The organism is Polaromonas sp. (genome assembly GCF_030689685.1).
In the GTDB taxonomy this organism is placed as follows: Bacteria; Pseudomonadota; Gammaproteobacteria; order Burkholderiales; family Burkholderiaceae_C; genus Polaromonas.
The window spans coordinates 1-25,121 of record NZ_JAUYEY010000020.1 but is presented as its reverse complement, the minus strand read 5'-3'; the positions used below and the strand labels follow the sequence as shown (position 1 = coordinate 25,121).

Below are 25,121 nucleotides of genomic sequence, written 5' to 3'. Positions count from 1 at the left end.
TTGTTCTGATGGCGGCCTTCAAGCCGGTCGTTTTTCAGGAGGTATTCATGCAGACCACGCACGCATCAACCCGGGACTTTTCAGGCCTGTGGATTCCACTCGTTACCCCGTTTGAGGGGAACAACATTGACCACGCTGCCCTGAAGGGCCTGGTGGCGCATTACCGGGCCAGCGGCATTGCCGGGCTGGTGGTTTGCGGCTCCACCGGGGAAGCTGCAGCGCTGAGCGATGAAGAACAAATCGAGGTACTGCAAACGGTGATGATCGAAGCACCGGGTCTGCCGGTGGTGATGGGCTTGTCGGGCTGTCACCTGGGCAAAACGGCAGAACGCCTCAAAACGCTGGTGGCGCTGGGCATCAACGGCATCCTGTTGCCGGCGCCCAGCTATATCCGCCCGTCCCAGGCCGGCCTTGTCGAATGGTTTACCGCGCTGGCGGACGCCTGTGCCGTTCCGGTGATTCTTTATGACATTCCCTATCGCACCGGCAGCACGCTGGACCTGGCCACCCTGCTCACGCTGGCCAGCCATCCGCGCATCTGCGCCGTCAAAGACTGCGGCGGCGATCCTGCCAAGACACGGGCCCTGATTGCGGACGGACGCCTGCAGGTGCTGGCCGGCGAGGATGTGAACATTTTTTCCACTGTGTCGCAGGGCGGCCGTGGGGCAATTGCCGCTGCCGCGCATGTGCACACGCAGCGCTTTGTCCGGATCCTGGCGTTGTTGAAAGCGGGTGAGCTGGCGCAAGCCAGCGTTTTATGGGCACCGCTGTTGCCGCTGATTGATGGCTTGTTTTCCGAACCCAACCCCGGTCCGATCAAGGCGCTGCTGGCGCAGAAGGGTTTGCTCCAGAACAGGCTTCGCAGCCCCATGACCCGGGCTTCCGCTGCGCTGGCCGAGCGCTTGCAGAACCTGGACAAGGGGATAGGCGGCTAACCGCCCGTCACCGGCGGGAAAAAGGCGACCTCGCAGCCTTCGCTCACGGCCGCCGACTCGTCGCTCATGACCTGGTTGAGCGCCATGCGCACCGACCTGCCGCGCGCCAGCGCCTCGGCGTAAACCGGGCCGCGCGCGATCAGCTCGTCACGCAGCACTGCCAGGTTGGCTGCGCAGGTGTGCAGCTGCTCAGCGCCCTGCCCGACAGCCTCCCGCACGGACGCAAAATACCGGACCGTTATTTTCATGCGAGCCACTCCGAAAAAGCGATGAACTGCACCGAGTCGCCATGTGTGATGCGCTGCCCCGACGGGTTGTCCACCACACCATCACCCCAGACCGCTGATGTCAGCACGCCGGAGCTCTGGTTGGCAAACAGCTCCAGCCCGCCTTGCGCATCGCGCCGCACACGCAGAAATTCACGGCGTTTATCGGCTTTGTCCCAGGTAAAGTGCGCGCGCGCAGCTATTGGCTTGATAGCAACATCGGTCGCCCCCTGAAGCCTGAGTAAAAAGGGCCGCACCAGCAACAGAAAAGTCAGGAAGCTGGAGACCGGGTTGCCCGGCAAGCCCATGAAGTGTGCGCTGCCAACCCGCCCGTAAGCAAACGGCTTGCCCGGCTTCATGGCAATCTGCCAGAGATCGAGCCTGCCGAGCTGCTGCACGGCCGGTTTGATGTGGTCTTCTTCGCCAACCGACACACCGCCGCTGGTCAGGATCAGATCATGCGCGGCGGCAGCGCTGCGCAGCGCGTCCAGCGTGGCATCACGCCGGTCCGGCACGATGCCCATGTCGGTCACCTCGCAGCCCATACGTGCGAGCAAGGCGCGCAGAAAGAACCGGTTGGAGTTGTAAATCGCGCCGGGCCGCATTTGCTCGGGCGCTACCTCGCCGGGCATCACGAGTTCGTCGCCAGTGGAGAACAGCGCAACCTGCGGTTTTCTGGCCACCTGCAGCACATCCATGCCAATACTGGCCGCCAGCCCAAGCGCGGCGGGCGTTAGGCGCTCTCCTTTTGAGAGCACTGTGGCGCCGCGTGTGACATCTTCGCCGGCGCGGCGGATCCACTGGCTGGGCTTTGGAAGCTGCTGCACGCGCACAAAACCTTCGCGGTCCGCGACCGGCTCGCAGTCTTCCTGCATCACCACCGCGTCAGCGCCTGCGGGAATCGGTGCACCGGTAAAAATGCGGGCAACCGTGCCGGGCTCCAGCGCGCCGCCACTGCTGCCGGCCGCAATGCGCTGCGACACCCGCAGCACCGCGCCCTCCTCTAGCAGCTCGGCACTGCGCACGGCATAACCGTCCATCGAGCTGTTGTCCTCCGGCGGCACCTGCAGCGCGGAAACGACGTCCGTCGCCAGCACGCGGCTATCGGCATCGAAGGTGGAGACGGTGTCGCTGCCTGCCAACGGCACGGCATGGGCCAGCAGTTCGGCCAGCGCGTCGTCCAGCGAGCGCAGTGACGGGCGGCCAGCAGGACTTGGGATCACGGCGCGAGGTGAGTTCATGCGTGCATCTCGGCGTTGTAGACAAACCGATCCTGATTGTCGATCAACCATTGCGCCACGGCCTCAGGGTCGTTCAAATCCAGCACCGGCCTCAGGGTGGTTTGCGGCAACTGCGCCGGAGAGTCGGTGGCAATGGCGACCACAAAATCGTCGTCCGGGTAACGCACTGGCTTGCCGGATTCGGCGCGCCAGACTTCCACCTTGAGCAGGTCGCTGCTCTTGAAGCCTTCCACCAGCACCCAGTCCACCCCTTCGTAGAGTTCGGCAATCAGGTGATGCACCGTGAGCAAAGCGGGCTGCTCGAACTCGCGCATCAGCGCCAGCCGGTTGCTTGACGCCACCACCACCTCGAAAGCGCCGGCCTGCCGATGCCGATGTGTGTCCTTGCCCGGATGGTCGATGTCGAACTTGTGGTGCGCATGTTTGACGACCGACACCCGCAGGCCGCGCAACTTGAGCACCGGGATCAGGCTCTCGACCAGCGATGTTTTACCCGAACCGGAATAGCCGGCAAATGCAACCACGTTCATAAACAGATTTCACCGATCCTGGTTAGCTATCAATTCAATAGCATAATGCGACCGTCAGCTATGGGCTGGAGGCCGATTTAGTTCACATTTTTGGCGATGTAGGCCTTGACCAGGGCGACGTCGGCTGGCATGACATACACACGCTTGGGCAGGGCCTCGATCCCTTCAAACTTCGCGGGCCGGTCGGGCAAGCGACCCAGCGCCTCTTCAATCGTCTCGGCAAACTTGATCGGCAAGGCGGTCTCCAGAACCACCATGGGCACGCCCGGCTGCAGGTGCGCGCGCGCGACCTTCAGCCCGTCGGCGGTGTGGGTGTCGATCATGGTGCCGAAGCGCTGGAAGGTGTCGCGAATCGTCTGCAACCTGTCGGCATGGGTGCTTTTGCCGCTGGCAAAACCATAGTGCTGCGCCGCCGACTGGAACACCGCGTCACCGCTCAGGTCGAAGCGCCCCTGCTCAGACAATTGCGCACCGAACAGGTCAGCCACACGCGCCGCGTCGCGGCCCAGCAGGTCAAACACAAAACGCTCGAAGTTGGACGCCTTGGAAATGTCCATCGACGGGCTGGAGGTCTCGCGCGTGTCGGCGCTGGCCCGCACGCGGTACACACCGGTGCGGAAGAATTCGTCGAGCACATCGTTCTCGTTGGTGGCGACCACCAGCTTCGCTATGGGCAAACCCATCATGCGCGCCACATGGCCAGCGCAGACATTGCCGAAGTTGCCGGAAGGCACGGCGAAGCTGACCTTGCGCGGGGAGCCCTCACCCCTGCCCTCACCCCTGCCCTCTCCCAGCGGGAGAGGGAGTAAGCCCGAGTCCGCGCCTGCGCTCTGTCTTGCTCCCTCTCCCGCTGGGAGAGGGTTGGGGTGAGGGCCAGTAGCCTGAAAGTAACCGGCGAAATAGTAGACCACCTGCGCCATCAAGCGCGCCCAGTTGATCGAGTTGACAGTGCCGATCTTGTATTTGCGCTTGAAGTCCAGATCGTTGGACACCGCCTTGACGATGTCCTGGCAGTCGTCAAACACACCTTCAATCGCGATGTTATGGATGTTGGCGTCCTGTAGGCTGAACATCTGCGCCTGCTGAAAGGGGCTCATGCGGCCTTGCGGCGAGGTCATGAAGACGCGCACGCCCTTTTTGCCGCGCATCGCGTATTCGGCCGCGCTACCAGTGTCGCCGCTGGTCGCGCCCAGAATGTTGAGCTCTTCGCTGCGGCGCGCCAGTTCGTACTCGAACAGGTTGCCCAGCAACTGCATCGCCATGTCCTTGAAGGCCAGGGTCGGGCCGTTGGACAGCCCTTCCAGGTACAGGCCCTCTTCGAGCTTGCGCAGCGGAACAATCTCGCGCGTGCCGAAAACTTCCTCGGTGTAGGTCTTCTCGCAGAGGGCCTTCAGGTCGGCAGCGGGAATGTCGTCGATATACAGCGAGAGGATTTCAAACGCCAGGTCTGCGTAAGGCAAGCCGCGCCAGCTTTCCAGTGTGGCGGCATCAACCTGCGGGTAGATCTCGGGCAAATACAGCCCGCCATCGGGCGCCAAGCCTTCCAGCAAAATTTCACAGAAGTGCTTGCGGTCCGCGTGGCCGCGGGTGGAAATGTAGTTCATCGTGGGGAAATACTCGGGACGTCGGGAAAGTAAGTGTGAATGCGCTTCGCATCGCGCGTCATCAGGGTGTAGCCCTCCACGCTGGCATGGGCACCAATAAAAAAGTCAGGCAGTGTCGCGGCCCGGGTTCCGCCGTTTTGCCGGTAAGCCTTGTGTGCAGCGCTGGCGGCATACGCGGCCGACGCGGGAATATGCAAATAGGCAATGCCGCTTTGCTTCAAAAAATCGTTCTGCGCGTCGTAGCTTGCAAACGTCCGGGATATTTCTGCATACACCAGGGCATTGATTCCCAGTTTGTCACGCTCAGCGGCAGCAAAGAGCTGATCCGAACTCCATTGAAACCAGCGGGGCGTTTTCTCCAGCAGATCAATCAGCACGCTGCTGTCCACCAGGATCATTTGTTCCAGCCTTTGCCACGGGTCTCGTTCAGTATTTCTTCCGTGGTCATCCCCGAAACACCGGTTCCGATGAACTTGGCAAATGGGTTTTTCGTGACCGGCTCGCGCACCGCAAACATGCGGACACTGCCATCCGGCAGCGGTTCGTAGTCCACCAACTGACCGGGTTCCACATGCAAATGCTGGCGAATGACTTTAGGCACCGTGACCTGGCTTTTAACGGTTAGGGCGTAGCTCATTACACACTCCAAAGTATTACTTTTAAAAGTATTACTTATTGTATTACTTTTACAAAGTTAAGCCAGCTCTTCCTTGCGGATGCGCGTGATCGGAGACAGCACGGTGGGTAGCGCCTGTATCTGGGCCAGTGCACCGTTCATCTTTGCTTCCACGCAGTCGTGCGTCAGGATGATCAGGTCGGTCTGGGTCGCGCCCTCGCCGCCTACTTCATCGGCCTCGCGCTGCAGCATCGCATCGATGCTGATGCCGGCCTCGGCCAGGATGCCGGTGACTTTGGCCAGCACGCCGGCCTCGTCGGCCACATTCAGGCGCAGGTAATAACTGGTGACCACCTCGCTCATGGCCAATATCGGCATGTCGCTCATGGACTGCGGCTGGAAGGCCAGGTACGGCACGCGCTGTGCGACATCGGCGCCATGCAGACGCGCGATATCGACCAGATCGGCAATCACGGCGCTGGCCGTTGGCTCGCTGCCCGCGCCCTTGCCGTAATACAGCGTGGTGCCGACGGCGTCGCCCTGCACCACCACGGCGTTCATCGCGCCTTCGACATTGGCGATCAATCGTTTGGCCGGCACCAGGCTGGGGTGCACGCGCAACTCGATGCCCTTGGCCGTCTGTTTGGTGATGCCCAGCAGCTTGATGCGGTAACCAAGCTGCTCGGCGTACTTGATGTCCTGCGCGCCCAGTTGGGTGATGCCCTCGACATAGGCCTTGTCAAACTGAACTGGAATGCCAAAGGCAATCGCCGACATCAGCGTGGCCTTGTGCGCGGCGTCCACGCCCTCAATGTCGAAGGTCGGGTCGGCCTCCGCGTAACCGAGGCGCTGCGCTTCCTTGAGCACCACCTCAAAGTCCAGGCCCTTGTCGCGCATCTCGCTGAGGATGAAGTTGGTCGTGCCGTTGATGATGCCGGCGATCCACTGGATGCGATTGGCGGTCAAGCCTTCGCGCAAGGCCTTGATGATGGGAATGCCGCCGGCCACCGCCGCTTCAAAAGCGACCATCACGCCCTTGCGGTGTGCCGCTGCAAAAATCTCGGTGCCGTGCACGGCCAGCAGCGCCTTGTTGGCGGTGACCACGTGTTTGCCGGCTTCAATGGCTTCCAGCACCAGCGCTTTGGCGATGCCGTAGCCGCCAATCAGCTCGATCACGATGTCGATCTCGGGATGGGCAATCACTTTGCGCGCATCGTCGACCACCGTGATGCCGGCGCCAGCGGCAGCCTGCGCACGCGCGGTGTCCAGGTCGGCCACCATGGCGATTTCGATGCTGCGGCCGGCACGGCGGAAAATTTCTTCCTGATTGCGCCTGAGCACGGTGAACACACCGCTGCCCACGACGCCCATGCCCAGAAGGCCTACCTTGATTGGTTTCAGATTCGTCGATGTCATGCTTCTTCTACTTTTTCCTGCGGGTTTCCAGAAATTTCGCAATGCGGCCAATCGCTTCGCGCAAGTCTTCTTCATGCGGCAAAAACACAATGCGAAAGTGATCCGGCGCGGCCCAGTTGAATCCCGTGCCCTGCACCAGCATCACCTTGGTTTCCTTCAGCAGTTCCAGGAAGAACTGCCGGTCGTCGGTGATCGGGTACACCTTGGGGTCCAGCCGCGGAAACATGTAGAGCGCCGCGCTCGGCTTGACACAGCTCACGCCCGGAATCGCGGTGATCAGCTCATAAGCCAGGTCGCGCTGGCGGCGCAGGCGTCCGCCCTCGCCCGTCAGGTCGTTGATGCTCTGGTAGCCGCCCAGGGCCGTCTGGATCGCCCACTGTCCCGGCACGTTGGAGCACAGCTTCATGTTGGCCAGCATGTTCAGGCCTTCGATGTAGTCCTGCGCCTGTTTCTTGGGGCCGGACACCACCAGCCAGCCGGCCCGGTAGCCGCAGGAGCGGTAGCTTTTGGACAGCGAGTTGAAGGTCAGTGTCAGCACGTCGGTGGACAGGCTGGCGAGAGCTGTATGTTTGACACCGTCGTACAAGACCTTGTCGTAGACCTCGTCGGCCATCAGCACCAGGCCGTGTTCGCGCGCGATGGCGACGATGCCCTTGAGCAGCTCGTCGGAATACAGCGCGCCGGTCGGGTTGTTCGGGTTGATGACCACGATGCCCTTGGTTTTGGGCGTGATCTTGGCGCGGATGTCGGCCAGATTCGGCATCCAGCCGTTGGCTTCGTCGCACAGGTAATGCACCGGCGAGCCGCCGGACAGGCTGGTGGAAGCGGTCCACAGCGGGTAGTCGGGTGCCGGCAGCAGCAGCTCGTCGCCGTCGTCAAGCAGCGCGTTGGTGGCCATGGCAATCAGCTCGCTGGCACCATTACCGAGGTAGATGTCGTCCAGCACCACGCCCTTGATGCCTTGCTTCTGCGTCTCGTGCATCACGGCCTTGCGCGCCGCAAAAATGCCCTTGCTGTCCGAGTACCCCGCCGAAGCCGGTAGGTTGCGGATCATGTCCTGCTGGACTTCCTCGGGCGCATCGAAGCCAAAGGCCGCGAGGTTGCCGAGGTTGAGCTTGATCAGTTTTTGCCCCTCTTCCTCCATTTGCTTGGCGGCGTCCATGATCGGGCCGCGGATGTCATACAGAACATTGGCCAGTTTGGCGGATTTGTTGATCGGTTTCATGCATCTCTCAGGAAATGGAGGCGGGGGACCGCGCCGTTTCCGGGCGACAACCCCGCCGGCAACCGGCTTGAAGCAGGTTGCAACAGCTGGAAAATCGGGCGGAATCTATAATTTGACCACATAAAGCCCCGGTTTTCCGGGTCCGCCGCCCCCCGTCCCTCCTCCCGAACACCGCATGAAACTGCAGCCCGACCACCTCGACGTTCAATCCATCCTCGGGTATGGCCCCGGCTGGATCGGTCTGGCCAACCAAGGGGTGGCCGAAAAAGTCGAGCACAGCATCGTGATCGGCTCGCGCGGTGAAAAGTTTGACTGGGCCTGCAGCCGCTTTGAAGACCTCACCGAAGAACACTTTGTCCGCCTGGTGGAGAGCCAGCCTGAACTGGTGATTTTCGGCAGCGGCACCCGGCTGCGCTTCCCACCGCCGGCGTTTTTGCGCAGCCTGATGGCGGCCCGCATTGGTGTCGAAACCATGGACACCATTGCGGCCTGCCGCACCTACAACATTCTGGCGGGAGAAGGCCGCAAGGTGCTTGCAGCGCTGCTGATGGCGGCACCCGAGGGCGCCGTGAAGTGACGCGGGAGCTTTCGGAGTAAAATCTAGGGTTGCGTTTGGTGCAAAGTCCGGCTGGCTCCCCCAGGCAGCCCCAAGACAGTCACCGGAGCCAACGGCTAATTACAACTACTTTCGTCAGGGTCCAAGCAGTATGGCAGTCGTCGTCAATAAACCACTCCCCGAATTTGAAGCCAACGCCACCAGCGGCGTCAAGGTTTCCAACCAAACCCATCTGGGCCACGTGGTGGTTCTGTATTTCTACCCCAAGGACAACACCCCCGGCTGCACCACCGAAGCGATGCAGTTCCGTGACCGCTACAAAGACTTCGTGAAAGCTGGCGCCACCGTGTTCGGCGTCTCGCGTGACAACATGAAGTCGCATGACGAGTTCAAGGCCAAGCTGGAGTTGCCCTTCGAACTGATCGCCGACACCGAAGAAAAAATGTGCCACATGTTTGGCGTGGTCAAGAACAAAATCATGTATGGCAAAAAGGTCAAGGGCATCGAGCGCAGCACCTTCCTGGTGGGCGCTGACGGCACGCTCAAGGAAGAGTGGCGCGGCCTGAAAGTGCCGGGCCATGTGGACGACGTGCTCAAGGCCGTCAAGGCCCTGAAAAAGGCCGCATAAGACTGCAAAGGCGACTGAAAAAAGTCCCGCCAGACAGCCCGCCGTGCGGACACAGGAGTCGTGTATAGTGACTTCATGCTGTTGACCCTAGCGACTGCGTCCAACGAAAAAGCCGCCCTGGCCTCCAGGCGGCTTTTTCGCTTTCAGAACCCCCACTACCCAGCGAGCTTCAAGCACTATGCCCCTGCCCCCCGCCCCGACAAAACGTGCCGCTCTGCTCTCCACCGAGGCTTTCGACGCCCCGGCCCGGTCGCCCTCCAAAGCCGCGCGAAAGACGGATCAGGCCGAACTGGCCCACAAAGCGCCGGCGCTTGATTTGTTCGACAGCCGTTCGGCCGGCGGCGAAACCGAGCATCCCGTCGCCTACCAGGCTAAACAGACCCCCCGCCCAGGCAGCACGGGCACAGACAGCTATCACAAAGATAGCGCCCAGCCGGCGCGGCCTCAGCCCCCACCGAAGGCCAAAAAACCCAAACACACCGGCCCGACCAAGCTGTTTGTGCTCGACACCAATGTGTTGATGCACGACCCGATGTGTCTGTTCCGCTTTGAGGAACATGACATCTTCCTGCCGATGATCGTGCTCGAAGAGCTCGATGGCCACAAAAAAGGCATGACTGAAGTCGCGCGCAACGCCCGCCAGACCAGCCGCACGCTGGACGCGCTGGCCGGCACCAGCGGCGCCGACATTGCCAAGGGCCTGAAACTCGACACCACCGGCCACCGCGAAGCCAGCGGTTGCCTGTTCTTCCAGACACGTGTGCTGGACTACTCGCTGCCCATGAGCCTGCCGCAAGGCAAGGCCGACAACCAGATCCTCGGCGTGGTGGAAGCCTTGCGCAAGGAATACGCGCCGCGCGCCGAGGGAGGTTCACACCCGACCGGGCGTGAAGTGGTGCTGGTCTCCAAAGACATCAACATGCGCGTCAAGGCCAGGGCCCTTGGCCTGGCCACCGACGACTACCAGAACGACAAGACGCTGGAAGACGGCGACCTCCTCTACGCCGGCTCGCTGGCGCTGCCTACTGACTTCTGGACCCGCCAGAGCAAGACCATCGAGAGCTGGCAACAAGGCAGCCACACCTTCTACCGCATCACCGGCCCGATTGTCGGCAGCCTGCTGATCAACCAGTTTGTGTTTTTCGAGGCGCCCGGCGAGCCGCCGCTGTACGCCCGCGTGACCGAGATTCGCGCCAAGACGGCTGTGCTCAAGACGCTCAAGGACTACACCCATCTGAAAAACGCGGTCTGGGGAATCACCACCCGCAACCGCGAACAGAACTTCGCGATGAACCTGCTGATGGACCCGGAAGTGGACTTTGTCACCCTGGCCGGCACCGCAGGCACCGGCAAAACGCTGATGGCCCTGGCCAGCGGCCTGACCCAAGTGCTGGACGACCGCCGCTATACCGAGATCATCATGACCCGCGCCACCGTCAGCGTCGGTGAAGACATCGGCTTCCTGCCTGGCACCGAAGAAGAAAAAATGGGCCCCTGGATGGGCGCGCTCGACGACAACCTGGAAGTGCTCGGCAAAAACGACAGCGGCTCCGGCGAGTGGGGCCGCGCCGCCACCAATGAGCTGATCCGCTCGCGCATCAAGGTCAAGAGCATGAACTTCATGCGCGGCCGCACCTTTCTGAACAAGTACGTGATCATCGACGAGGCGCAAAACCTGACGCCCAAGCAGATGAAAACACTGATCACCCGCGCCGGCCCCGGCACCAAGATCATCTGCATGGGCAATCTGGCACAGATCGACACGCCCTACCTGACCGAAGGCTCGTCCGGCATGACCTTCGCGGTGGACCGCTTCAAGGGCTGGCCGCACGGCGGGCACATCACCCTGGCGCGCGGTGAGCGTTCGCGGTTGGCGGATTTTGCGAGTGAAGTGCTGTAGGTTTTTTTGGCTCCGCAGGGGCGGCGCCCGCCGCCCCTGCGCGACTCACCGCACGCAGCTTCCCCAATGCGCGGTTCGCGCTAGCCCGCAGTTGGCGGGATTTTGATTGATTTACAATATCGGAGTACAAGCTCGAATATGTAAATATGATCTACCGCCATGCGTCGCCCCGCCTTCTACGGCTGCTCGAAGGGTTTCCCATTGTCACCGTGACGGGGCCGCGCCAGTCAGGCAAGACCACCTTGGTGCGCAGCCTGTTGGCCAGCAAGCCTTACGTGTCACTAGAGGCGCCCGCCCAGCGGGAATTTGCACGAGCGCAGCCAGCAGACTTTCTGCTGCAATTTCCTGAGGGCGCCGTCATTGATGAGGCGCAGAACGCGCCTGAGCTTTTTTCGCAACTGCAGAGCGTGGTGGACGCATCGGGAATCATGGGGCAGTTTGTCCTGACGGGGTCCCACAATCTCTCGCTGCTTTCCGGCGTCACCCAAAGCCTTGCGGGGCGCACTGCATTGGTCGAATTACTGCCTCTGTCCATTGCCGAGTTGCGTGATGCCAGGCTGCTGAGCCCGGACTACGCGACCCAATTGGTAAAAGGTTTTTACCCCGCCCTGTACTCGCGTGCGGTGGACCCGTATGAATGGCTGCAGGCATATCTGGTCACTTACGCTGAACGAGACGCGCGCCAGCTTGCCGCCATTGCAGATTTGGGGGCCTTTCAGCGTTTTTTGAAACTCACCGCAGCGCGTACGGGACAATTGCTCAACATGCAATCACTCGCCAGCGACGCGGGCATCTCGGACAAAACCGTCAAGCATTGGTTATCCATTCTGGAGACGTGTTATTTGATTCACTTTGTGCGTCCGCACTTTGCCAACTTTGGCAAACGCCTGACCAAAAGTTCAAAGCTCTACATGACCGACGTTGGCCTGGCTGCGGCGCTACTCGGTGTTCGCAATGCGGATCAAATGCAACACCACCCGCTGCGTGGCGCGTTCTTTGAAACCATGGTGGTCAATGAATTTCTGAAGAGCCGCTGCAATGCGGGTGTTCGAGATCCGTTGTATTTCTGGCGGGACAACATTGGCACCGAGATTGACTTGATTCTAGAGCGCGGCACTGAAGTTGCGGCCATCGAAGTCAAATCTGGCATCACCGTTGCTTCGGATTCTTTCGGCAACCTCAAAAAATGGAAAAAATACGCCACGGAGCGTGGCAGCTTTTCAGCCATTTACCCAGGCCTGGTGTATGGCGGCGAGGACCGCTTTACCCGAGACGGCGTTGATGTCATGCCCTGGCGGGCCTTGTAAACGGTTTGCTCATCTCACAGCTGACAGCGTCGCGCAGTCAGCACCTGGCTCATGGTGGCATAGTGCACGCATAAATTTGCATCTATCTTCGCCATAAATAGCAGCGATAAAACCGGGCGGTCTAACGCCGCCGCTTCTTCTTCGTCAACCTCACTGACCCCTTGGGCGCCAGGCCCAGCGCCGCACGCGCCAGCGTATCGGCCTCGTCATTGCGGTGCCGTGGTATCCAGTGCAGCGAGGTGTGCGCGAAGGTCGCCAGCAGGATAGCCAGCTCGTCATACAGGGCCGCCAGATGCAACACAGGCGGCGCACCCGCAGGACCCAGTTGCGCTACCAGCAAGCTGCTGTCTGAATAAATCTGCAGCGCCGTCGCGCCGAGCGCCTGCGCATCGCGCAAGGCCAGTATCAACGCCCTCGCCTCCGCTTCGTTGTTGCAACCCCTTGTATCGGTCGCCTTCGAGAGCACATGCCGCGTGCCGTCAGGCGCAACGAGCACCGCACCCAGGCCCATGCGACCGGGATTGGGGACGGCGCTGCCGTCACAGTGGACGATCCAGGGCTGAGAAAGCGTGAGAAGGGGATCGTTCAAACAACACAGACTCAGGTGTGGTGCTGCGCGGAGATCGACCGCTCCAGCACATACCGCATCATCGACTGCGCCAGCTCTTCCTCGCCGAGGAAAATCTTGCCGGCGTTTTCGCTTTCCAGCAGTTTCGCTTCAGCCTCGTTGTGGGTACGCACCACGATTTCGATCTCGGGGTTCAGCGTGCGGGCGGTGTTGATCATTTGCCGCACGTTCAGGGTGTCCGGCGTGGCGATGACCAGCATGCGGGCGTTGGCGATGTGGGCCTGCACCAGCACCACCGGTTCTACCGCATCGCCCGACACGGCCATCAGGCCTTCCGCACGCAACCTTTCGACGACTTCGCGGTTTTGCTCGACCACCACAAAGGGCAGGTGCTGCGCCATCAGCGCGTCGGCGATACGCCGCCCGACACGGCCATAACCAACCAGCACCACCTGGCGTGACAGGTATTTTTCTTCGGTGCTGGCGGGCAGCTCAGCCATCGGGTCGTCGCGCGCTTCGAGCTTGCGGGCGAGCGACGACCTGGCCAGAATCCATTGCTGCAGCGGCTCCACCGCCTTGAACACGAGCTGGTTCAGCGCAATCGAAATCAGCGCACCGGCCAACACCAGGCTTTGGCCTTCCGGCGGCAGCAGGTTCAGCGACACGCCCATCGCCACCAGGATGAAGGAGAACTCGCCGATCTGCGCCAGGCTGGCCGAGACCGTCAGCGCGGTGTTGAGCGGGTAGCGAAAAGCCAGCACCAGCGCCGCAGCGGCCAGCGACTTGCCGACCACGATGATGGCGACGACGGCCAGCACCTGCAGCGGCCGCTCGACGATGACCCAGGGGTCGAACAACATGCCGACCGAGACAAAAAACAGCACGGCAAAAGCGTCGCGCAGCGGCAGGGATTCTTGCGCCGCGCGGTGGCTGAACTCGGACTCGCGCATCACCATGCCGGCGAAGAAGGCACCCAGCGCAAACGACACGCCGAACAGCGCGGTGGCACCGAAGGCGATGCCGACTGCGGCCGCCACCACGCACAGGGTGAACAACTCGCGCGAGCCGGTGCGCTGCACCTGCCACAACACCCAGGGGAAGAAGCGCCGGCCCACCACCAGCATCAGCGCCACAAAGCCGCCGACCTGAAGCAAGGTCACGCCCAGCGTCTTCCATAAAGAATCCACATCGGCGGCTCCCCGGCCCGACATCCACTCGCCCAGCGGCGGCAGCAGCACAAGCACCAACACCATGGCCAGGTCTTCCACCACCAGCCAGCCGACGGCGATGCGGCCGTTGGCCGAGTCCAGCACGCCGCGCGTTTCCAGCGCGCGCAGCAGCACCACCGTGCTGGCCACCGACAGCGACAGGCCAAACACCAGCGCCCCACCGAGGTTCCAGCCCCACCAATGCGCCAGGCCCATGCCAAGCGCCGTGGCCACCGTCATCTGCACCACCGCACCCGGCACGGCAATCTTGCGCACCGCCAGCAGGTCGTCCAGCGAGAAGTGCAGGCCTACGCCAAACATCAACAGCATCACGCCGATCTCGGCTAACTGACTGGCAATCTCTGCATCGGCGACAAAGCCGGGGGTGAAGGGGCCGATCAACACGCCGGCCAGCAGATAGCCCACCAGTGCAGGCAACTTGAGGCGCGCGGCGATAAAACCGAAGATCAGGGCCAGGCCCAGACCGGCGGCGATGGTGCTGATGAGGGAGACGCTGTGCGGCATCGAGGGAAGTCCTTCAAGAAAAACGGTTGAGGGAAACCCTGCGCGGCAGCTTGTCGGCATCAAGCGCCAGCCGCAGAACGAAAAATGGTTAGCTTTCCAGCCTGCTTTCATTATAAAAACAGAAAACAAAAACCCGCCGAAGCGGGATTTTCAAGAGTGGGCGCTGACGCCTCACCCCATGTGCAGACCCCCATTGAGCGAGAAGTCCGCACCCGTTGCGTAACCACCTTCATCCGACGCAATCCACGAAATGATGGAGGCGATTTCTTCTGGCGTGCCCAGGCGCTTGGCGGGCACGCCGGCGACGATTTTTTCGAGCACGTCGGGGCGGATGGCCTTGACCATGTCGGTGCCGATGTAGCCCGGGCTCACGGTGTTGACGGTCACGCCCTTGGCTGCCACCTCTTGCGCCAGCGCCATGGTGAAGCCGTGCAGGCCGGCCTTGGCGGTGGAGTAGTTGACCTGGCCGAACTGGCCCTTCTGGCCGTTGACCGACGAGATGTTGACGATGCGGCCAAAGCCGGCTTCGATCATGCCTTCGATCACCTGCTTGGTGACGTTGAACATGCTGTCGAGGTTGGTGGAGATCACGGCGTCCCAGTCGGTCTTGCTCATCTTGCGGAACTGGCCGTCGCGCGTGATGCCGGCGTTGTTGACCAGCACACTGACCGGACCGTGGTCGGCCTTGACCTTGTCGAAAGCGACCACAGTGGAGTCCCAGTCGCCGACATTGCCGACGGAGGCGTAGAAGGTGTAGCCCAGGGCCTTCTGCTCGTCCAGCCATTTGGTGAAGTCACGCGTCGGGCCGCAACCGGCCACAACGATGAAGCCGTCCTTGTGCAGGCGCTGGCAGATGGCGGTTCCGATGCCGCCCATGCCACCTGTCACGTATGCAATTCGTTTTGCCATGTCTGTGCTCCTTGAGTTTTAGTTGTCGATGAAGTGTGCAAAAGTCATGCCATGCTGCAAACCACCGTGCTATCAAATAAATAGCTGCTTGCGCTTGCTGCACATGGGCTAGAGCCTGTTTTAACCTAAATTCAGCGTTCCAGTGTGAGGGCAACCCCCATGCCGCCGCCAATACACAGGCTGGCGATGCCTTTTTTGGCGTCGCGGCGGACCATCTCGTGGATCAGCGTGACCAGAATGCGGCAGCCGGATGCACCAATCGGGTGACCGATCGCAATGGCGCCGCCGTTGACATTAACCTTGCTGGTGTCCCAACCCATCTCTTTGTTGACCGCGCAGGCCTGTGCGGCAAAGGCTTCGTTGATCTCCAGCAGGTCCAGGTCCTGCGCCTTCCAGCCGGCGCGAGCAAGCGCCTTGGTCGATGCGGGCACCGGGCCCATGCCCATGAAGGCCGGGTCCAGTCCGCTGGTGGCGTAGCTGGCGATACGGGCCAATGGCTTGAGGCCGAGGGCGGCGGCTTTTTTGGCCGTCATCACCATGACGGCGGCGGCGCCGTCGTTGATGCCGGAGGCATTGCCTGCGGTCACGCCACCGGCTTTGTCAAACGCGGGGCGCAGGCCGGCCAGGCCTTCGGCTGTGCTTTTCCGGTTGATGAATTCATCGGCGGCAAACACCAGTGGGTCGCCTTTTTTCTGCGCGATGGAAAACGGAATGATCTCGTCCTTGAACTTGCCGGCGTCCTGCGCAGCCATGGCCTTGGTCTGGCTGGCAAGGGCCAGCTCATCCTGCATCTCGCGGGTGACGCCGTATTTTTTGGCGACGTTTTCAGCGGTGATGCCCATGTGGTACTGGTTGTAGACGTCCCACAGGCCGTCAACAATCATGGAGTCGATCATCTTCCAGTCACCCATGCGCTGGCCGTCGCGCGAGCCGTTGAGCACGTGTGGCGCGGCGCTCATGTTTTCTTGCCCGCCGGCAATCACGATTTCACTGTCGCCGGTGGCCACCGACTGGGCCGCCAGCATGACGGCCTTCAGGCCGGAGCCGCAAACGGCGTTGATCGTCAAGCCGGGAATACCGTGCGGAAAACCGGCTTTCACCACCGTTTGCCGCGCCGGGTTCTGGCCGACGCCGGCAGCCAGCACCTGGCCCATGATGACTTCACCGATCAGATCAGGCGACAGGCCGGAGCGCTCGGCCACGGCCTTGATGACAGCGGCGCCCAGCTCGGTGGCCGGGGTTTTGGCGAGGCTACCGCCGAACTTGCCGACGGCAGTGCGTGCGGCTGAAACGATAACGATGTCTTCCATGATTTACTTTCTACAGTTGAATTTTTCGGGTCTCAGGCTTTGGCTTTGACATAACGGCCCGGTGCGGGCTCGATGGCTTTGTATTGCCGGCTGCCGTAGGTTTTAGGCGCAGCAATCTGTTTGCCGGCATGGGTTTTCAGCCAGTCAGACCAGTCAGTCCACCAGCTGCCGGGGTGCTCGGTCGCGCCCTTGAGCCAGTCGGCGTGTGTGGCCGGAAACTTGCCCTGCGGCAGTTTGTTATTCGTCCAGTAGCTGCGTTTTTTCTTGGCGGGCGGGTTGATGACGCCGGCGATGTGGCCCGATGCGCCCATGACAAAACGCTTTTTTCCGGGCAACACCTGGGTGGAGGCGTAAGCACCGCCCACTGGCACGATATGGTCTTCACGCGAGCCGTAGATGTAGGTGGGCATGTCGAGCTTGCCGAGATCGACCTTCTGTCCGCACACCGTGAGTTTGCCGGGCTTGGCAAGGTTGTTCTCGAAGTAGGTATTGCGCAGGTACCAGGCGTAAAACGGCCCCGGCAGGTTGGTCGAGTCGCTGTTCCAGTAGAGCAGGTCAAAAGGCGGCGGTGTTTCGCCCTTCAGGTAGTTGCCGACCACGTAGTTCCACACCAGGTCGTTGGGGCGCAAAAAGCTGAAGGTGGAAGCCAGATCCTGCCCCTTGAGCAGGCCGCCCTTGCCCATCTGCATCTCGCGGTACTTCACCGACTGTTCGTCAATGAAGATATCCAGGATGCCGGTGTCGCTGAAGTCGAGCAAAGACGTCAAAAAAGTGGCGCTGCTCACCGGCTTTTCACCCCGCGCTGCCAGCACCGCCAGCGCGGTCGCCAAAATTGTGCCGCCTACACAAAAGCCAAGGGCATTGATGGTTTGGGCGCCTGTGATCTCTTGCGTGACTTCAATCGCCTTGATGGCGGCGTGTTCGATGTAGTCGTCCCAGGTTTTTTCGGCCATGGACTCATCGGGGTTGCGCCAGCTCAGCACAAAAGTGCGGTGACCCTGCGCCACGGCGTAACGGATCAGCGAGTTGTCGGGTTGCAGGTCAAGAATGTAGAACTTGTTGATGCAGGGGGGCACCAGCAAAAAGGGCTTTTCGTACACCTTGGCGGTCAGCGGCTTGTACTCGATCAGCTGAAAAAATTCGTTTTCAAAAACCACGGATCCTTCGGTGGTGGCGACGTTTTTGCCGACTTCAAACACGCTTTCGTCGGTCATCGACACATGGCCCTGCTTCATGTCGTGCAGCAGGTTGGTCAGGCCCTGGGCAATACTTTCGCCCTGGGTGTCTATGGCTTTTTTCTGCGCCTCGGCATTAAGCGCCAGAAAGTTGCTGGGCGCAGAGGCGGCCATCGCCTGCTCCACCGCAAAACGCACGCGGGCCCGGGTTTTCTCGTCGCCCTCCACCGCGTCGGCCAGACCCATCAGGGTGCGGGCGTTGAGCAGGTAGGAAGAAGCGGCAAATTGCGCCACCGGGTTGTTGTGCCAGGCTTCAGCCGCAAAACGCCGGTCGGTGGCTGCTGCGGGGCTGGCGCCCGCTTGCAGGCCGCTGTTCCACAGGGTGCTGATGTCTTTGAGGTAGGCCTGCTGGATTTCAAGCAATTTGACCGGATCGAGCTGCAGAGGCGGCGGGGCTGCCGGCAGCGCTGGCATGCCCAGCTGGGGAAAGCCCGGCGCGGAGCCCAGGCCGACACCTGCCATCGCGCCCATGACCTGCTGAAGGCCCTGTGCAAAGGTCTCTTGCATCTGTTGGGCAGCCTGGGCCAGGTTTGGGTCAGAATTCATGCTTGTCTTCCCGGGTGGTGACGGGCTCTGGTGATGGGGTCTGTACAGAGCTGTTATACCCGCAGCAGGACCCGTACTGCAACCCGGAGGTAGCGGAACAAAATGAAAGTGATGGCTTCGTGCCCAAGGCAAGGCGCAAGCCGCAGCGAAGGCTGACAGCCTTCGCAAGGGTTGCAACGCCGCAGTGGGTGCGAAGACGCGCTTTCATGTTTCGATATTTTCGGGTTGCAGTACTAGTATCGGGGAAAACCTTTTCCGGCTCATGACAGGGCGCAAAAATTTATGTATTTGATTGTCATCGCGTGGATGTATGTGGTGCTCATGATGAGCGTCGCCGAGGCCACCCACTCCACAGGCACGCTGCTGGGCGCAGTCATCACCTTTGTACTTTACGGGGTCGGGCCGGTGTCATTGGTGGTTTACCTGATGCGCGCGCCCGCCAGACGCAAGGCGATCAAGGCGCGCGAAGCAGCCGAAACGGCAACGGCGGACCCCGAGGCACATCTACCCGATTCATTCGCGCCAGATGCAGGCGGCCATGCGGCCGGTAGTGTGGTGCCCGTTGCCGTGGATGCCAGCGTCACGCCGGTGCGAAAAGAACCTTGAGGCGCTGCCCACCGTGCACCACGGCGCACTGCCGTTGTTGCCGTAAACCTGCGTGATGCCCAGGGCCTGAAGCCGCAGCCGGGCCAGGCCAGCCAGGTCTGCCAGGTACTTGCCCGGAGCCGCCGCCGCGAAGCAGGCGGCGGCTCCGGGATGGCTGCCGACAAAGGCCGCCCTCACCTCGGGGCCTACTTCAAAGGCCGTCGGGCCGATACACGGCCCCAGCCACGCTATGGTATTGATAGCTGCTTGCGCAGGCGTCATATGGGCCAAAGCCATGAAAGACGCATAAGTTTGCTCCAGAATGCCGCTACCCTGCGAGCCGGCCAGCCCGCGCCAGCCCGCATGTGCGGCGGCCACCACAGCACCGTCCAGCGTGCTCAGCAGCACTGGCAGACAATCGGCCACCATGATGGTGCATGCGATACCGCGCTGGCTGGTCACAGCGGCGTCGGCTTGCTGGCCATGTGCGCTGTCGGCCTCGAGAGTCAAGACCTTCGTGCCGTGCACCTGCTGCAAAAAAACTGGCGTGGCGCCCAAGGCCTGTCCCAGCATGGCGCGGTTGGCGGCGACGCTGGATGGGTCGTCACCGACATGGTCACCCAGATTCATGCTGTCGCAGGGAACCATCGACACGCCGCCAGCACGTGTGGTGAAGAGGGCTCTCACACCTTCAGGGGCTGGCCAGTCGGGAATCAACCAGTCGGTCAAGGTCTTCCTCAGGCCTCGTTGTCCGGGCAGGCCGAGGGCTGGGCCTTCTGGAAAGCCTTCAGCGCCATGCAGGCCTCGTAGGCCGCCATGGTGCGCGGCAGGCCGTCAAAGTTCACATTGAACCGCGTGGCATTGAAAATCTGCGGCACCAGGCAGCAGTCGGCCAGCGTGGGCGCCTCGCCGTAACAGTAGGTGGACGCAGGCTGTTGGTTCAGCTGGCGTTCAAACGCCTCCAGCCCTTCCCGGCACCAGTGGCGATACCAGGTGTTTTTGGCTTCTTCATCGACCTTGAGCTCGCGCACCAGGTACTTGAGCACGCGCAGGTTGTTCAGCGGGTGGATCTCGCAGGCGATCGACTGCGCCAGCGCGCGTACCCTGGCGCGGCCCAGCGCATCGCCGGGCAGCAGCGGCGGCGCCGGGTGGGTTTCGTCCAGGTACTCGATGATCGCCATGGACTGCGACAGGCGCTCGCCGTCATCTGTTTCCAGCATGGGCACCAGCATGTCGGCCGACACCGCGGAATAGGCTTCCTTTTTGTGGTCGCCCCGGGCGATATGGACGGGCACGTAGTCATAACTCAGGCCCTTGAGCTGAAGCGCAATGCGCACGCGAAAGGAGGCGGAAGAGCGGAAGTAGTTGTAGAGCTTCATGGCTGAAAGCATAAACCGAAACGGCATTTTTAAGCGCTGGCGAGGCGCCTGACAGCGGCTTGCGGCCGGAATCACCGGCGCGACTTCAGTGACGTCCGACCCTTACGCCGGGCGCAGCCAGACGGGTCCAGGATCGTCAGGGCAACGCCGCGGAGCCCCTCGACTTTGCCAAAGCGGGCACGTACACTGTTTATCTCGCCAGTCGTAACGCGAAGCGCGACCGTCCCGATCACTGCCATCGACGCCCTGCCAACTTGGAAAGTCGAATGAAAATAAATAATCGCAAGCAAGAAATTCCCCCGGGGGGGAGCGCGTCCCGCGGGGGGGTCCGTCTTGGATGAGCAATTGGCAAAACAATTGACGCGGCGCAACGCCGCCCCAGCCACACCGGAGGTGTGCGCTCCCCCGATTTCCCAATGAGCCGAGCCACTCCACAGATGCGGGATTTCGCCGGGCGTCTGATTGCTCATGAGACGAAGGGCAATAAATCTTCCGCGACAAAGCCCCCGGCGGCCTTTCTCGTCTTTGAGAAGCTGCGACCGCATTTGGCGAACCTCATGGGCAACGCCGGTTTTCGTGCGCTCCTTTCCCGCTCGCTCGGGCTGGCCAACGCGGAGGTTCCGTGGCTGCGCGCGGTGCATGTCAAATCGGATGGCTCTCTGGACGGGTTGGACGAACTTGAAGCGCAAGTTGGCCAAGACGAATTTTCCGAGGGCCGAGTTGTGCTGCTCGCCGTGTTGCTCGGACTGCTGGCGGCTTTCATCGGCGAAAAATTAACGCTGCATTTGGTGCACGAGGTCTGGCCAAAACTGTCTCTCAACGATTTAGATTTTAGTAAAGGCGCTAAAAATGAAAATACAAAATGACGCGGCCAAAGGTAAACTGATGAAAAAAGTCACGAGTCAACCGGCTAGGGTCACGATCCGCAAATTGCCGACCGGCGTGCGCGGGCTCGACGACATCATGGGCGGCGGCATCCCGGAATTTTCTTTCAACATCATCGCCGGCACGCCGGGTTGCGGCAAAACCACGATGGCGCATCAGCTCGTTTTCGCCAATGCGACAGTGAAGAAACCTGCGCTCTATTTCACCGTCCTCGGTGAATCGGCCATCAAAATGCTGCGCTATCAGCAGCAGTTTTCTTTCTTCGACGAATCCAAGCTGGGCAAGGCCATCCGTTTTATCAACCTGAGCGAGGTGGTGCTGGGGAAGGATCTGAACGCGGTCCTCGATGAAATTGTCAATCAGGTCACGACGATCAAGCCGGGCTTCGTGGTGGTGGATTCTTTTCGCACCGTGGTGCGCACAGCACTGGCCGGCTCCAGCGAAATCGAGATGCAAGCGTTCATCCAGCGCCTGGCGCAGTTTCTGACCAGTTGGGAAGCCACGACGTTTCTGGTCGGCGAATATGCCCAGGACGAGATTCGCGACAACCCGCTGTTCACCATCGTCGATGGCCTGTTCTGGCTGTCCCAGGTGCCGGAGAGAAGTTCCGTGGTGCGGAAATTGCAAATCATGAAACTGCGCGGGCAGGCGTCGGTGCCGGGAATGCACACCGTGCGCATCAACGATGACGGAGTCCAGGCGTTCTCGCGCACGCTGGGATTAGTCGGAAAAAAGGTGAAACCGTTGCGAGATCGGCGGCTTTCCATGGGCATTCCCGAGTTGGACAAGATGATGGGCGGGGGCATTCTGGAGGGCGACAGTCTCCTCGTGGCGGGGCCTTCGGGGACGGGAAAATCGGCTTTGGCGACGCAATTTATCGCCGAAGGACTTCGCCAGGGGGAGCCGGGAATCATGGCGATTTTCGAAGAACGCCCGGCAGGCTACACGGATCGCGCCGACAGTTTTGGTTTGAATCTAAAAACGCCGCAGGAAAAGGGAAAACTCGAGGTCCTTTACCTTAGGCCGCTCGACCTTTCGGTGGATGAGACCATGCAGGAGATTCTCGATGCGATCGAAAGGGTCGGGGCGAAACGGCTGGTGATCGATTCGCTGGTCGGTTTTGAGATGGCGCTGGCACCCGGCTTCCGCGCGGAGTTTCGGGAGTCGCTCTACCGAATGATCGGGGCGCTGACGGGGGCCGGGGTCACGATTCTCAGCACCGTCGAAGTGGAGGATACATTTACCGCGCTGTCGTTTAGTCATTACGCAATTTCGTTTCTCACCGACGACATTCTCCGGATGCGTTATGTGGAGATCGATGGACAGCTCAGGAAGGTGATGGTCGTTATCAAAATGCGTGGCGGCAATCACAGCAAAGACATCCGCGAATACGTTATCACCGACAAGGGCGTGGTCGTTATCCAGCCGCGGAGCACGGAATATATCGGATTGACTACCGGAATTCCCCAGCGAACCGGACCGCGCCAGACGCAGGAAGAAGAACCCGCGCCGGAACCGAAAGCGAGGAAGTAAATTGCTCCAGCTATGAAGGCAGATCCAACATCAGCCCTCGCGCACCCGCCGCCTGACCTGCCCGGCCTCTGCCTGGCGATCACCGAGCACGCGCCTTTGCCGATGGCCACAGTCGAGGGAGCCAGCCACATCGTGCGCTATGTCAACCCCGCTTTCTGCCGCCTGATGGATAAATCCCAGGAGCAGCTGCTCGGAAAACCTTTCGCCGAAATGATGCCGGAAGACGCGGACTGCCTGAGCATGCTGGGCCGCGTTTTTAGCACCGGAACCCCCGAAACCCACATCCAGCAGCGAGATTTAAAACCTCAGCCAGTCTTCTGGTCTTGCACGATGTGGCCGGTGCTGTCGGGCGTTGACCCCGTGGGAGTCGTAATTCTGGTCACCCAGACCGCGCAGTTCCATGGACAGACCGTCGCGATGAACGAGGCGTTGATGCTCGGATCGCTGCGCCAGCATGAACTCACCCAAGCGTCGGACACCTTGAACGCACAACTGCGCGTGGAAATCACCGAGCGCAAACAGGCGGAATATGCCTTGCGCGAATCCGAAGAACGCTATCGTAATTTGTTCAATTCGATTGATGAGGGTTTTTGCGTCATCGAAATGATTTTTGATGAACACGAAAAGCCGGTCGATTACCGATTTCTGGAAGTGAATCCTTCTTTCGAGAAACAGTCCGGAATGCTCGAAGCGACAGGCAAACGGATGCGCGAAATTGCCCCGGATCATGAAGCGCATTGGTTTGAAATTTACGGCAAAGTCGCCCTGACGGGTGACCCGATTCGCTATGTCAACGAAGCGAAAGCGTTGGATGGCCGTTGGTTCGATGTCTATGCCTTCCGGATCGGCGGGCCGGAAAGCCGGAAAGTCGCCCTCATTTTCAACAACATCACCGAACGAAAACAGTCCGAGCGGAAGTTACGGGAGCAAGCGGAAGCGCTGGCCGACCTGCACCGCCGCAAGGATGAGTTCCTGGCGATGCTCAGTCATGAACTGCGCAACCCGCTGGCCCCCATCTCGAACGCCGTGCACCTCCTTCGTCTCCAGCAGAACGAAGACCCACTCCAGCAGCAAGCCCGCATTATCATCGAGCGTCAGGTGGGGCAACTGAAACATCTCGTCGATGACCTGCTGGAAGTCTCCCGCATCACAACCGGCAGGGTTCAGCTTCGTCAAGAGCGGATCGTCTTGAGCGGCATCGTGGAACGGGCGGTAGAGACGGCCCAGCCGCTGATCGTGCAGCGTCGGCATGAACTTGACGTGTCGCTACCGCCGGAACCCATCTGGTTGCATGCAGACGCCGCCCGGCTGGAGCAGGTGGTGGTGAACCTGCTCACCAACGCCGCCAAGTACACCGACGAGGGCGGCCGCATCGGGCTGACCGTCGAGCGCGAAGGCGATACCGCTGTGCTGCGGGTGCGCGATACCGGCATCGGCATCGCCCCCGAACTGCTGCCCCGCATCTTCGACCTGTTCACGCAGGCCGAACGGTCGCTGGACCGCTCGGAAGGCGGCCTTGGCATCGGCCTGTGCCTGGTGCAACGGCTGGTGGAGTTGCACAGCGGAACCGTCGAGGTTTACAGCGTCCTGGGGCAAGGCAGCGAGTTTGTCGTGCGGCTGCCGGTGATGCTGACTTCGATACCGCCGTCGCCGTCGACGCTTATTGAACCGACCCGGCCACGCGGAAAATACTGTCGGGTGCTGGTCGTCGATGACAACGTAGATGCGGCCCAAACCGTGGCGATGCTGCTGGAAATGTCAGGGCATGGTGTTCGGATGGCTCACGATGGCCCGGACGCACTGGAAGTGGCTCTTGCCTGGCACCCGGACCTGGTGCTGCTGGATATCGGCCTGCCGGGGCTCAACGGGTTCCAGGTGGCGGAGCGGATTCGCCAGGAACCCACGCTCAAGAACATCGTGCTGGTCGCCCTGACGGGGTATGGGCTGGAGGCAGACCGGCAGCGCTCGCGAGAAACGGGTTTTGATCACCACCTGGTCAAACCCGCCGACTTCGAGGAGGTGGAAAAAATCCTGGAAGCCGTTTGTCAAGGCGACATCGTGCGCACGGATCGAGCCTAGTCTTACTGTGTCATAAAATATGCTATTATTTCAATAGCATCAATTCTGACCGGAGGCTTTATGGACGCAGCCAAGGAGTTCAATCGTTACATCTCTCATTTGTCCGAGGGACTCGGGCATGCTGACCGCCACGCG

At 61.1% G+C, this 25,121-nt stretch carries 24 protein-coding genes; 9 read left to right on the top strand and 15 right to left on the bottom strand.

Going from position 1 to position 25,121, the window contains the following annotated elements; translation table 11 throughout:
• The first annotated feature begins 47 nt into the window (after positions 1–47).
• A complete protein-coding gene (gene dapA, locus Q8O29_RS05005) occupies positions 48–935 on the top strand; it encodes a 4-hydroxy-tetrahydrodipicolinate synthase (RefSeq protein WP_305560958.1) in 888 nt (295 codons plus the stop codon).
• Here the strand turns inward: dapA and moaD are convergent.
• The 8 genes from moaD to Q8O29_RS04965 all read right to left on the bottom strand — a co-directional run bounded on the left by moaD (position 932) and on the right by Q8O29_RS04965 (position 7,833).
• Positions 932–1,183, bottom strand: coding sequence for a molybdopterin converting factor subunit 1 (moaD, locus tag Q8O29_RS05000; protein ID WP_305560957.1), 252 nt, complete (start codon positions 1,181–1,183; stop codon positions 932–934). The two genes, dapA and moaD, sit on opposite strands and share 4 nt — an antisense overlap.
• Positions 1,180–2,442: a gephyrin-like molybdotransferase Glp gene (gene glp / locus Q8O29_RS04995; protein WP_305560956.1), complete on the bottom strand. Its 1,263-nt coding sequence runs from the start codon at positions 2,440–2,442 to the stop codon at positions 1,180–1,182. Before glp ends, moaD begins: the two co-directional genes overlap by 4 nt.
• The gene (mobB, locus tag Q8O29_RS04990) at positions 2,439–2,972 is read right to left on the bottom strand and encodes a molybdopterin-guanine dinucleotide biosynthesis protein B (protein WP_305560955.1); all 534 of its coding nucleotides are present in this window, start codon (positions 2,970–2,972) and stop codon (positions 2,439–2,441) included. The genes glp and mobB overlap by 4 nt, the downstream gene beginning before the upstream one ends.
• Before the next feature lie 77 nt (positions 2,973–3,049).
• Positions 3,050–4,576, bottom strand: coding sequence for a threonine synthase (locus Q8O29_RS04985; RefSeq protein ID WP_305560954.1), 1,527 nt, complete (start codon positions 4,574–4,576; stop codon positions 3,050–3,052).
• Positions 4,573–4,974: a type II toxin-antitoxin system VapC family toxin gene (locus Q8O29_RS04980; RefSeq protein ID WP_305560953.1), complete on the bottom strand. Its 402-nt coding sequence runs from the start codon at positions 4,972–4,974 to the stop codon at positions 4,573–4,575. Before Q8O29_RS04980 ends, Q8O29_RS04985 begins: the two co-directional genes overlap by 4 nt.
• Complete coding sequence (locus tag Q8O29_RS04975) at positions 4,971–5,213, bottom strand: hypothetical protein (RefSeq protein WP_305560952.1); 243 nt, start codon at positions 5,211–5,213, stop codon at positions 4,971–4,973. Before Q8O29_RS04975 ends, Q8O29_RS04980 begins: the two co-directional genes overlap by 4 nt.
• A gap of 57 nt (positions 5,214–5,270) precedes the next feature.
• Positions 5,271–6,593: a homoserine dehydrogenase gene (locus Q8O29_RS04970; protein ID WP_305560970.1), complete on the bottom strand. Its 1,323-nt coding sequence runs from the start codon at positions 6,591–6,593 to the stop codon at positions 5,271–5,273.
• 22 nt (positions 6,594–6,615) lie between these two features.
• Positions 6,616–7,833, bottom strand: a complete 1,218-nt coding sequence (locus Q8O29_RS04965; RefSeq protein ID WP_305560951.1) for a pyridoxal phosphate-dependent aminotransferase — start codon at positions 7,831–7,833, stop codon at positions 6,616–6,618.
• 175 nt (positions 7,834–8,008) lie between these two features.
• Here Q8O29_RS04965 and Q8O29_RS04960 point away from each other — a divergent pair, with 175 nt between their 5' ends.
• The 4 genes from Q8O29_RS04960 (at position 8,009) to Q8O29_RS04945 (ending at position 12,224) form a co-directional block, all read left to right on the top strand.
• Positions 8,009–8,410 carry an Mth938-like domain-containing protein gene (locus tag Q8O29_RS04960; RefSeq protein ID WP_305560950.1) on the top strand — a complete coding sequence of 134 codons (402 nt, stop codon included), beginning with the start codon at positions 8,009–8,011 and terminating at the stop codon, positions 8,408–8,410.
• 130 nt (positions 8,411–8,540) lie between these two features.
• Positions 8,541–9,017, top strand: coding sequence for a peroxiredoxin (locus Q8O29_RS04955; protein ID WP_293594733.1), 477 nt, complete (start codon positions 8,541–8,543; stop codon positions 9,015–9,017).
• Between the two features lie 178 nt (positions 9,018–9,195).
• Positions 9,196–10,917 (top strand): PhoH family protein, encoded by a 1,722-nt coding sequence (locus tag Q8O29_RS04950; RefSeq protein WP_305560949.1) that lies wholly within the window; start codon positions 9,196–9,198, stop codon positions 10,915–10,917.
• A 146-nt stretch (positions 10,918–11,063) separates the two neighbouring features.
• The gene (locus tag Q8O29_RS04945) at positions 11,064–12,224 is read left to right on the top strand and encodes an ATP-binding protein (RefSeq protein WP_305560948.1); all 1,161 of its coding nucleotides are present in this window, start codon (positions 11,064–11,066) and stop codon (positions 12,222–12,224) included.
• A 121-nt stretch (positions 12,225–12,345) separates the two neighbouring features.
• Here the strand turns inward: Q8O29_RS04945 and Q8O29_RS04940 are convergent, their stop codons facing one another.
• The 5 genes from Q8O29_RS04940 to Q8O29_RS04920 all read right to left on the bottom strand — a co-directional run bounded on the left by Q8O29_RS04940 (position 12,346) and on the right by Q8O29_RS04920 (position 18,525).
• Complete coding sequence (locus tag Q8O29_RS04940) at positions 12,346–12,813, bottom strand: ribonuclease HI family protein (protein ID WP_305560947.1); 468 nt, start codon at positions 12,811–12,813, stop codon at positions 12,346–12,348.
• 11 nt (positions 12,814–12,824) lie between these two features.
• A complete protein-coding gene (ybaL, locus tag Q8O29_RS04935; RefSeq protein WP_305560946.1) occupies positions 12,825–14,525 on the bottom strand; it encodes a YbaL family putative K(+) efflux transporter in 1,701 nt (566 codons plus the stop codon).
• Positions 14,526–14,696: 171 nt separating this feature from the next.
• Positions 14,697–15,434, bottom strand: a complete 738-nt coding sequence (gene phbB, locus Q8O29_RS04930) for an acetoacetyl-CoA reductase (RefSeq protein ID WP_305560945.1) — start codon at positions 15,432–15,434, stop codon at positions 14,697–14,699.
• Between the two features lie 131 nt (positions 15,435–15,565).
• The gene (locus tag Q8O29_RS04925) at positions 15,566–16,744 is read right to left on the bottom strand and encodes an acetyl-CoA C-acetyltransferase (RefSeq protein WP_305560944.1); all 1,179 of its coding nucleotides are present in this window, start codon (positions 16,742–16,744) and stop codon (positions 15,566–15,568) included.
• Positions 16,745–16,776: 32 nt separating this feature from the next.
• Positions 16,777–18,525 (bottom strand): alpha/beta hydrolase, encoded by a 1,749-nt coding sequence (locus tag Q8O29_RS04920; protein ID WP_305560943.1) that lies wholly within the window; start codon positions 18,523–18,525, stop codon positions 16,777–16,779.
• Positions 18,526–18,807: 282 nt separating this feature from the next.
• Between Q8O29_RS04920 and Q8O29_RS04915 the strand changes: the two genes are divergently transcribed.
• Positions 18,808–19,131 (top strand): hypothetical protein, encoded by a 324-nt coding sequence (locus Q8O29_RS04915; RefSeq protein ID WP_305560942.1) that lies wholly within the window; start codon positions 18,808–18,810, stop codon positions 19,129–19,131.
• On the opposite strand, the gene pgeF is transcribed toward Q8O29_RS04915, so the two are convergent.
• Both pgeF and maiA read right to left on the bottom strand, forming a co-directional pair.
• Entirely contained in the window at positions 19,039–19,839 is an 801-nt protein-coding gene (pgeF, locus tag Q8O29_RS04910; protein ID WP_305560941.1) for a peptidoglycan editing factor PgeF, read from the bottom strand. The two genes, Q8O29_RS04915 and pgeF, sit on opposite strands and share 93 nt — an antisense overlap.
• An 8-nt stretch (positions 19,840–19,847) precedes the next feature.
• The gene (maiA, locus tag Q8O29_RS04905; RefSeq protein ID WP_305560969.1) at positions 19,848–20,489 is read right to left on the bottom strand and encodes a maleylacetoacetate isomerase; all 642 of its coding nucleotides are present in this window, start codon (positions 20,487–20,489) and stop codon (positions 19,848–19,850) included.
• A 416-nt stretch (positions 20,490–20,905) separates the two neighbouring features.
• Between maiA and Q8O29_RS04900 the strand changes: the two genes are divergently transcribed.
• The 3 genes from Q8O29_RS04900 to Q8O29_RS04890 are packed head-to-tail and all read left to right on the top strand — an operon-like array spanning position 20,906 to position 24,986.
• Positions 20,906–21,355, top strand: a complete 450-nt coding sequence (locus Q8O29_RS04900; protein WP_305560940.1) for a hypothetical protein — start codon at positions 20,906–20,908, stop codon at positions 21,353–21,355.
• Complete coding sequence (locus Q8O29_RS04895; protein ID WP_305560939.1) at positions 21,339–22,907, top strand: ATPase domain-containing protein; 1,569 nt, start codon at positions 21,339–21,341, stop codon at positions 22,905–22,907. The genes Q8O29_RS04900 and Q8O29_RS04895 overlap by 17 nt, the downstream gene beginning before the upstream one ends.
• Positions 22,908–22,919: 12 nt before the next feature.
• Positions 22,920–24,986, top strand: coding sequence for an ATP-binding protein (locus tag Q8O29_RS04890; RefSeq protein ID WP_305560938.1), 2,067 nt, complete (start codon positions 22,920–22,922; stop codon positions 24,984–24,986).
• Positions 24,987–25,121: the final 135 nt, after the last annotated feature.